Origin of the sequence: Methanobrevibacter sp. (assembly GCF_017431965.1) — an archaeon.
Taxonomy (GTDB): domain Archaea; phylum Methanobacteriota; class Methanobacteria; order Methanobacteriales; family Methanobacteriaceae; genus Methanocatella.
In genome coordinates this window covers 1-9,307 of the sequence record NZ_JAFRKB010000008.1, presented here as the reverse complement: position 1 = coordinate 9,307, position 9,307 = coordinate 1, and the positions used below count along the sequence as shown (strand labels likewise).

At 31.8% G+C, this 9,307-nt stretch carries 8 protein-coding genes; 5 read left to right on the top strand and 3 right to left on the bottom strand.

Annotated features, from left to right (window positions below):
- Positions 1-159 precede the first annotated feature (159 nt).
- The 3 genes from IJI93_RS01115 to IJI93_RS01105 all read right to left on the bottom strand — a co-directional run bounded on the left by IJI93_RS01115 (position 160) and on the right by IJI93_RS01105 (position 5,830).
- Positions 160-1,938, bottom strand: coding sequence for a ribosome biogenesis/translation initiation ATPase RLI (locus IJI93_RS01115; protein WP_292818659.1), 1,779 nt, complete (start codon positions 1,936-1,938; stop codon positions 160-162).
- A gap of 84 nt (positions 1,939-2,022) precedes the next feature.
- A complete protein-coding gene (locus tag IJI93_RS01110; protein ID WP_292818657.1) occupies positions 2,023-3,906 on the bottom strand; it encodes a PP2C family protein-serine/threonine phosphatase in 1,884 nt (627 codons plus the stop codon).
- The gene (locus tag IJI93_RS01105) at positions 3,899-5,830 is read right to left on the bottom strand and encodes a PP2C family protein-serine/threonine phosphatase (RefSeq protein WP_292818653.1); all 1,932 of its coding nucleotides are present in this window, start codon (positions 5,828-5,830) and stop codon (positions 3,899-3,901) included. Before IJI93_RS01105 ends, IJI93_RS01110 begins: the two co-directional genes overlap by 8 nt.
- A gap of 189 nt (positions 5,831-6,019) precedes the next feature.
- On the opposite strand from IJI93_RS01105, the gene pth2 reads away from it, so the two are divergent.
- From pth2 to IJI93_RS01080, 5 genes are all read left to right on the top strand, one after another.
- Complete coding sequence (gene pth2 / locus IJI93_RS01100; RefSeq protein WP_292818650.1) at positions 6,020-6,358, top strand: aminoacyl-tRNA hydrolase; 339 nt, start codon at positions 6,020-6,022, stop codon at positions 6,356-6,358.
- A 54-nt stretch (positions 6,359-6,412) separates the two neighbouring features.
- On the top strand, positions 6,413-7,072 hold the full coding sequence (locus IJI93_RS01095) for a delta 1-pyrroline-5-carboxylate synthetase (protein ID WP_292818662.1): 660 nt from the start codon (positions 6,413-6,415) through the stop codon (positions 7,070-7,072).
- Positions 7,073-7,074: 2 nt separating this feature from the next.
- On the top strand, positions 7,075-7,236 hold the full coding sequence (locus tag IJI93_RS01090) for a zinc finger domain-containing protein (protein WP_292818647.1): 162 nt from the start codon (positions 7,075-7,077) through the stop codon (positions 7,234-7,236).
- A gap of 23 nt (positions 7,237-7,259) precedes the next feature.
- Entirely contained in the window at positions 7,260-7,529 is a 270-nt protein-coding gene (locus IJI93_RS01085; protein WP_292818644.1) for an elongation factor 1-beta, read from the top strand.
- A gap of 911 nt (positions 7,530-8,440) precedes the next feature.
- Positions 8,441-9,160 carry a DUF4012 domain-containing protein gene (locus tag IJI93_RS01080; RefSeq protein ID WP_292818641.1) on the top strand — a complete coding sequence of 240 codons (720 nt, stop codon included), beginning with the start codon at positions 8,441-8,443 and terminating at the stop codon, positions 9,158-9,160.
- Positions 9,161-9,307: the final 147 nt, after the last annotated feature.

The window sequence follows — 9,307 nt, the reverse complement described above, 5'->3', positions numbered from 1 at the left end:
TCTAATCGATGTGAAATTTCAAGTGTAAATCTGAATAAAAAATAATCAGATTATTTTAAGAGATTCTAAGTAAAAATAGAAATAAAAATAGGTTTTAAAAATTTTTTTGTAAAAATCAAATAGGATTTCTACAAAGCCAAAATATAAAAAAGGGAATATTTAATCAGATAAGTAATAATATTCTCCTTTCTCTTTTTGTTCACGGTCTTTGTAACTGTCGAGTTTGTTAACTCTAGGTCTTTTTGTTTCTTTATCTCTTCTGAATGTAATGTTCAGGTTTCCTAAAAATTCGTTCATTGCATTTCTCAAATCAGTTGGTTTTGATGCGTGACCGTTCAAACCAGGAGTACCGTTAAATACCATTGCCCTGTCAGAGATATAATCAATAAATACGATATCGTGGTCTACAATAAGTGATGCGGCATTTCTGCTTTCAACCATTTTACGAATGACTCTTGCAGCAATCAATCTTTGTTCCACATCCAAAAATGCTGTAGGTTCGTCAAATAGATAGATTTCAGCATCTTTTGAAAGTGTTGCAGCAATGGCCAATCTTTGAAGTTCTCCTCCGCTTAAGCCTTTAACAGGTTTGTCAAGCATATCATTTAATGTGAGAGGATTCATTATTTCACTTTCAAAGATTTTGCTTCCGAAACTAGGTGCATTCATGTATAAAAAGTCGCTTACGGTTCCTTCAAAGTCGGAAACTATGTATTGAGGTTTGTATGCTATTGTTACCTCTTCGTCAACTTCTCCAGTTGTTGGCTCTTCCACACCTGCAAGCATTTTGGCAAATGTGGTTTTTCCGATACCGTTTGATCCGAATGCAGTCACTATTTCATCGTAGAATATTTCACCTGCATCCGCTGATAAACTGAATCCGTCATATTCCTTGCTAATGTATGTATAGCTTGCAAGTGCATCCCCTTCATCTTCGGGGGTTGGTGGCCTGATTGTAAATTCAATAGGATTTTTCCTGATTCTAACGTTTTCTTCTGATAAAAATCCATTGATGTATGCATTGATTCCGATACGAACTCCTTTTCTACCGGATACCACACCATATCCTCCAGGTTGTCCATACAATATATGCACGTTATCAGATAATGCGTCTAATGTTGCAAGATCGTGTTCAATTACAAGCACACTTTTTCCTTCTTCGGCAAGTGAACGGATTACTTTAACAGCATTCAATCTTTGTGAAACATCCAGCCAGGAGGTAGGTTCGTCGAAGTAGTAGAAATCACCTTCCCTCAATACTGTTGCAGCGATTGCCACTCTCTGAAGTTCTCCACCACTCAAGTTTTCCATCTTGCGGTCCAAAACATTTTCAAGCTGCAGTTCTTTTGTAACATAATCAAGCTTGTCCCGTTCATTGACATTGGTAAGCAGGTCTTTCACTTTACCTTTTACAACTTTCGGAAGTTTATCAACCATCTGAGGTTTTAGGATTGTTTTAATGTTGCCTTCGGACAGATCCTGGAAGTATTTTTGAAGTGATGAGCCTTTATAAAATTCAATCACGTTATTCCAATTGTCCTGAGGATTTTCCCAATCCCCAAAGTTCGGAATTAAATTCCCAGATAAAATATTCATTATTGTAGATTTACCGATACCGTTTGGTCCGAGAAGTCCTAAAACGGTTCCTTCCTCTAAGTTTGGAAGTCCAAACAATTCAAATTGGTTTTGGCCAAACCTATGGATTGGATTGTCGGCTGCTTCAGGTAAATTGATAATTGTAATAGCATCAAACGGACATCTGTTAGTACAGATTCCGCATCCTTCACATAATTCTTCTGATATCAACGGTTTTTTTGTATCTTCATCAACTACTATGGTGTCCTCATCCATTCTAACGCCCGGACAGTAATGTATACAAAGATAATCGCATTTTTTTGGTTGACATCTGTCTTTGTCTAAAATTGAAATACGAGTCATTATTATCTCCTTAAAAAATATAATCATTAAAACTTTTATAAATACTATTTAATTAAATTATTGTAAAATTTGAATTTCAAATAATCATTTCAATCTGATGGCAAACATTGTCATGTCATCAAATTGCTCTGGATTTCCACAGAATTCAGTAATATCTTTTTTTACAGAGTTTATGATTTTTTCTAAATCATCATTTTTATGTTTATTTATGGTATTTTTCAACCTTTCTTCTCCATAAAATTCTTCATAATCTGAATTTGCTTCAGTTATTCCATCGGTATATAAAATTATTGCATCTCCTGAGTTTAATTGGAGTTCACATGTTTCATAAGGCATATCTTCCATAGCTGCTAAAATTAACCCAGGTTCCATATCCAGATATTCAAAGTTCTCATTCTGCTTAATTAGTGGGGGGTTATGTCCGGCATTAACATATGATAATTTTTTTGTTTTAAAGTTTATTTTTCCAAACCAACATGTGACGAACAGACTTTCAACGTTTCCCTCACAGAGAAGGTTGTTTACTTCATAAAATACTTCTGAAAGGTCTTCATTGTGTTTAGCATAATCCTGGATTAATGTCATTGACTTTACCATAATCAACGAAGCAGTTATTCCTTTCCCGCTCACATCTCCAATTACAAATCCTATATTATCGTCATCTATTTTGAAAAAATCATAGAAATCGCCTGCCACTTCCCGTGCAGGTTCCATTAATCCCCAGATCTCACATTCATCGTAATCATTATATTCTTCAAAATTTTTTGGAATCATTGAATTTTGAATTTCATGAGCTAATTTAAGTTCGGTTTCAAATCTTTCCTTTTGGGAAGTAACTTTTATCAGCTGTTTACTGTACTGGTTTAAATCGTTTTCCATTTTAAGCAGGGATTGTGCTAATATCTTCAGTTCGTTATTGGCATTTATTGAATTTAAATCATTTTTAAGTTTTTGATATTCTTCTTTATTGTTCATGTCTTTCGATAATGATTTTGATAGTCTGTTTATAGGTTTCATCATGTTCTTTTCAAGGTAATAAAGATAAATCAAAAAGGGAATTAGAATTAATGTAAAAACTTGCTCTGAGATTTCTGAAAATATATTGATTATCTCATATATGCTAAGATACTCCGGAATCAGATAGAGTATTGGCAAAGTTATTATAGGCAGCACCATGAGCAATAGTAATAAAATGGAGAAATTTATTTTATTAATTAAATTTAACTCCATTTTCTCTTTAATTTGATATGTGCCGGTCATTGGGTTAGTTAAGTAGATTATGAGAAGCAATATTATTAAAGCAGTCACCATTATGGAATAATTTGAATCGGTTGGCAGTTGGATATTTGCCATTCCAATAATGATTGCAAGAATTAATATAATCAAGTAAATCTTATTGGGCAGGAACTGTTTTAATTGTCTTTTTGGTGTATACAAAGGTATCTTATATTTAATTGAAATATGTATTCCCAATAGTAAGATAATTATGCTCAGGGAAAATAGTATAATCATATTCTGGTATATCCGGTCTATTGCCGGATTTCCTTTGGCAAATGGGCCAAAAAGAATATGGCATATTATTAAATATATCAGGAATACTGCGAATAATTTAATCAGGTTGGATAAGGAGTTTAAATTGGGGATTTCATATCCTTCCCTATTCATTATAGAATACCATAATTTCCATATTAACATATTGCTTATAAAAAGTAAAAAGATTGTTATTAAGTTAGAGGGCAGGTCATTTGGATTAATGATAAATAATTTTATTCCTTCCGCTATGACAAAACCTAAAACTGCAAACGGTCCCAGTAATAAACTCAAAGCAGGTATGATCATTAGTTCAATATTCATTTCATAGCCGCCACCGGATAGTATCTCAAAAAGCAGCATTGTTATTAGAGTTATCCCCATTGAAAATAATAAAATAAATTTTTCTGATTTTAAAAGTTCATTAATATCATTCATTACTTTCACAACCATTGTATTTTATTATTAACATTGTAATGTCGTCAAATTGATTATAATTGCAAAATTGATACAAATCGTCTTTAATGTTTGCAATTATTTTTTCTAATTTTTCATCTTTATGGGCATTTATAGTTTTTTGTAGACGATTTTCCCCATAAAAACCTTCATAATTATCATTTGCTTCTGTCAATCCATCAGTATATAAAAATATTATGTCTCCAGGGGTTAAATTTATTTCATATTCGTTATAAGGAACGTTTTCTTCCATTCCCAAAACAACATCTGGCTGGACTTTCAGATATTCAAAATCTTTATTATTTTGTCTAATTAATGGAGGATAGTGTCCTGCATTAACAAAACTTAGCTTTCCGCTATTCAAATTCAATTTTCCAAACCAGGAACTAACGGATAAGCCCTCATCATTTCTAATACATGATAAATTATTAACGTTTTCAAAAAGTTTTTCGGAAGTGGAATCAAATTTGCTGTGATTTTCAATCAGCTGCATTGTTTTGACCATGAATAGCGTGGCGGGAACCCCTTTTCCATTTACATCTCCAATGACAAAAGCAATGTTTTCTTCATCTATATTAAAATAGTCATAAAAGTCCCCTCCAACCTCTTTTGCAGGTTCCATTAATCCATAAATCTCAAAAGGCCGGCCATTAGAGAATTCGTCAAAATCTGTTTTAATCATTCCTGCTTGGATATTGCTGGCAATTTTAAATTCAGTTTCAATTTTTTCTTTTTCCGCAGTTGTCCTTTTAAGATTATCCAAATTATTTCTAATATTCTTGTTTAATGAAATAAATGATTCGACCAATCTGGACATGTCATCATTATTCTTCAAATATTTTTCAAAGTCAATATTGAATTTTTCAGAGGAATTAAATTTTTTATTATCTGTGTAGTTGTTTACCGAGCTGATTAAATCATAAATTGGATTGGTCATTGTTTTTTCGACATAATGGATATGTAATATGCAAAACAATATCATCAATGCGCTTCCAATAGTCAAATTCATTAATTCAAGGCGATGGCCTTCGAAATTAGTTGCAAAAACAAAACTGATTAAGGTAATTTCATCAAATAAGATAAATAATATTATTGATAATACAATCAGGAAAAACAATATGATTTTTTCAATAGCAGAGTACTTTACAATCCGCGCTTCAATTTTTGCTCTAAATTTGTTTAAACAGAATAATATTACCATGATAATTGTCAGGGCAAAGAATATGTTGTCTGTAATATCGTTGTCTATGCTAAATATTTGAACAGGTATTAAATAAGCCATCAAAACAATAAAAATTATCAACAGGTATTTATTTTCGATATCTATGATGTTGAACCAACCTTCGGGGACTTTCATAGGCAGGCCCAAAATATTAAAAATGCTGATGAAGGCCAGTCCAAAAATTAATGTGAAACTGAACATATTTAGAGCATATGAAGTTCTGTTAATTATAGTGGATAATGGATAGACGGTCCACATTGGGGAATATGCTTCAAGGGAGATATGTATCAATGCCCAATATATAACTGAAATAAATAAGGTTATAATTAAGAATTTGAAAACATTATAGCTTGAATCAAATTTTGGGGTATTTATTGTTCTTTTTGTAAATGTTGCATACCATAATTTATAGGCTGCTATGGATATTGCAAACATTATTGCAAAATCAATCAGTGATGCAATCGGGTCCATTCCGTCATAAAGCTCCCAGACAAGGCTGGCAAGGGCCTGGCCAAAACCGCCAACGGGACCGAACATCATTCCAAAAACCGGAGCAACACCCACATCCGGAACTATGTACTCCCCTCCAATCGGCAAATGCTCAAAAAAGTAATATAAAATGGATTCCACTATAAAAGTGAAAATAAAAATGAATTTTTTGTCTTTAAATAATCTTTTGAGCATAAATGTCACTTTAATATTTTTTGAAATTTAATTAGGTTTATATAATTAATATTTTATATTGCTTTTGTTTAATTATTGAATGTTTTTTTTTGAGTTACATCATAACTGCCGAATAGTAAATATAAATATTAATAGTCAGATATTTTAAATAAGAAAAAACCATTTGTGTTTAATTTATTTGATGATAATATGAAACAAGCGATGATTGTTAGAACAGATTTGAAGATGCGTAAAGGTAAAATTGCTGCACAGTGCTGTCATGGATCTATAGGTTCCTATAAAAAAACAGACCCCAAGAAAATTAAAAAATGGGAAAATGAAGCTTATGCCAAAGTAGTTTTGAAAGTTAAAACAAAGGAAGAATTGCTCGAACTTAAAAAACATGCTGATGAAAAGGGAATTTCAAATTATTTGGTAATTGATGCCGGAAGGACTCAGATACCTACATCAAGCATCACAGTTCTGGCACTTGGTCCTGATGAAGATGAAATAATTGACGAAGTGACCGGGGATTTGAAGCTGTTATAGATTAGGTTGGAATTTAATGAGGGCTATTTTTAATTAAATGATGGTTGTGGTAGCATCATAAAACAGGTTGTTAAAATTGGAGGAAGTCTATTTCCAAATTATGCAATAGACTTGGCAGACAAATTAAAAAATACTTCTTCGGTTATTATTTTGGGCGGAGGAGATTTTGCAAATCTTATTCGTAAATATAACTCTGAAATGAATTTTTCCGAGGAAGTAAATCATTGGACAGCTATTGATTGTATGGATATAATAGCTAAACTTGTTAATGACAAAGTGGATTCCGCAAAATTGGCATATTCAATTGAAGATGTAAATCAAATAGCAAATGAAGGTTTTACACCAATATTCATCGTTTCTGAATTTTTAAAGAGAGAAGATCCTTTTGAATGTAGTTGGGATGTGACTTCAGATTCGATTGCGGCATATGTTGCACACCTTCTAAATGCAAACCTTTTAATAGTAACAGATGTAAATGGTATATATACCCAAGAACCTAAGGAGCCGGGTTCAACATTCATAAGTAAAATTGATGCAACAAAATTACTAACTTTTCAAGAGTCATCGATTGATGTAATGTTACCTTCTCTTTTATTAAAGTTTGGGGCTAATTGTGATGTTGTGAATGGAAAGTTTCCCGAAAGGGTTTTATCTCTTATAGATGATAATATAAATGATTATAACTTCGATTACACAAAAATTATAGGTGAATAAAAATGAAAACTGTAGAATGTATTTCATGTAAACAAGAAATTCCATTAACCGGACCATTTGTCGAATTCGAATGTCCGCTTTGTGGAGCAAAGATTGCAAGATGTGAAAAATGCCGTACATTTGGTCACGCTTACAAATGTGAATGTGGTTTTGAAGGACCATAAGTTTATAAAATGGAGGAATTAGAATGGGTGAAGTATTAACAACTATGAAAATCATGCCGGACAGTCCGGACATAGACTTAGAATCTATTAAAGAAGCTATTAAAACATCAATGCCTGAAAATGCTAAGATTCATGAAATTTCAGAAGAACCTATTGCATTTGGTTTAGTTGCTGTAATTTTACAATTCATCACTGAAGATGGTGAAGGCGGATCTGAAGCTGTTGAAGAAATGGTTCAAGCTATTGATGGCGTAGCTAGCTTTGAAATTACTGGTGTTGGAAGATTAATGTAAATCTTTCAATTCTTATTCTTTTTTTTAACTTTATTTTTTAGGTATTGCAAATATTTATATACCAGTTTATACAACCTGTTATATAACACGTGATATATTTTCAGATATTTCATAGTAAAAATTTAGGTTAACCTAAAAATATCGAAACCTTTATATACTATGTCTTACTATGTAATACATGGTGATGTAAATTTAGGCATACCTAAATTTATCAAACATTACTTTAAAACAAAACATATTATTAGTCAATAATAATACAATCTCCAAAATTAATTCAAATATTAAATTAGTTTCACAATTTTCTAATTTAGTATTTATGGGAAATTAATCTGCCAAAATTTTCCGAAAAAGTCGTTGGTGTTTAAACTCCTCAATATTAAACACCTATTATCTCTTTTTTTGTTATGTATTTTTCCAATAATTTTTTAGCATGTTTTTTTAAATTTTAGGCATAACTAAAAAAAGGAAATGTTTATATATGAGATAATCCAACACTATAATTAGTGATAAAAATTTAGGTTTACCTAAATAATTAATTACTATCTTTTGTTGGTTTTTTCAAAACCAATAAACTACACTCCGATTGTTATTGAATTAGATTAATCTTTTTTCTAATTTGATAAAATACATATAACTACTTTCAGGAAATTAAATATGTTCATTCATATTTAATTTCAAAACTTGGTGATTTTGATGTCTCAAACAAAAAATAAACCTGCATGCTGTACAACTAAAGAAGATCCAAAAGAGAAAAAAAGCATCTTAAAGAAATTATGGTGTTTCTTTTTCGGATGTAACTGCCACTAATTTTTTATTTTTTTTTAATTATTTATTACTAAAATTTAAGTATTATAAAATTGATATAATTTTTTAATAATAGACTAATTTTACTAAATAATGTGGGTAGGATTATGAACAGAACTAGAAAAATTATTATATCAATCTTGATTATTGTAGTAATTGGTTTAATTGCACTTATTGCGGGAGCCATGTTCTTGGGTCAAAACTCTCATTTAACATCCGGTGAGCGAAACATTCTGGTTTGCGCTATAGATGAAAGTGAAAATAGGGCTGGAATGGGTGCTTGTGATATGGCGTTCATAGTTACTTTGGATAACGGTACTTTGAAAACTTATGCTCCAGTTTATCCTGGCGGATTGTCACACCCAACCGCTTCTGAACCAACGGAATATCAGCAACAAGGTGCAGGGCCTCGTTTGCTGCTTCATGATTCATTCTATGATGCAAATAATTCCAAGGGCATGAAATTTGCAAAGGAAATAGTTGAATCCAATACCAATATAACTATTGATGATGTTGTTGCAATAAATTGTGAGGGATTAGATGCTATTCTTTATGCGGCAGGACCATTAGATATCCATGGTGTGCAGACTAATGCAAGCGGTATAGATATTATCCGTGAAGAAACCAATAACCAGGGTGTATCTCGAGGTGATGCCGTAATGGATATTGTCAGAGCACTTGTTGTAAAATCAGGTGATCCCGATGTAAAATCCGCAATGGTTAGTGCAGCGGTTGACCAATATTCCAAAGGCAATATCATTATGGATTCTCAAGGCGATTTCCTTGGCTTGTTAGCATCAAAAGGAATGGAAAAATTATTAGGTTGAAATTCCTTTTTTCTTTTTTTTTAAAGCTATACGTTAGGTTCTAATTTTTTAATAGCCATTCCCATAAATATCACAACTAATGGAAAGAATAGGCCATAGATTATCAGCAATAGATTTCCAGATATTATGTCTCCCATGACCGTGGAG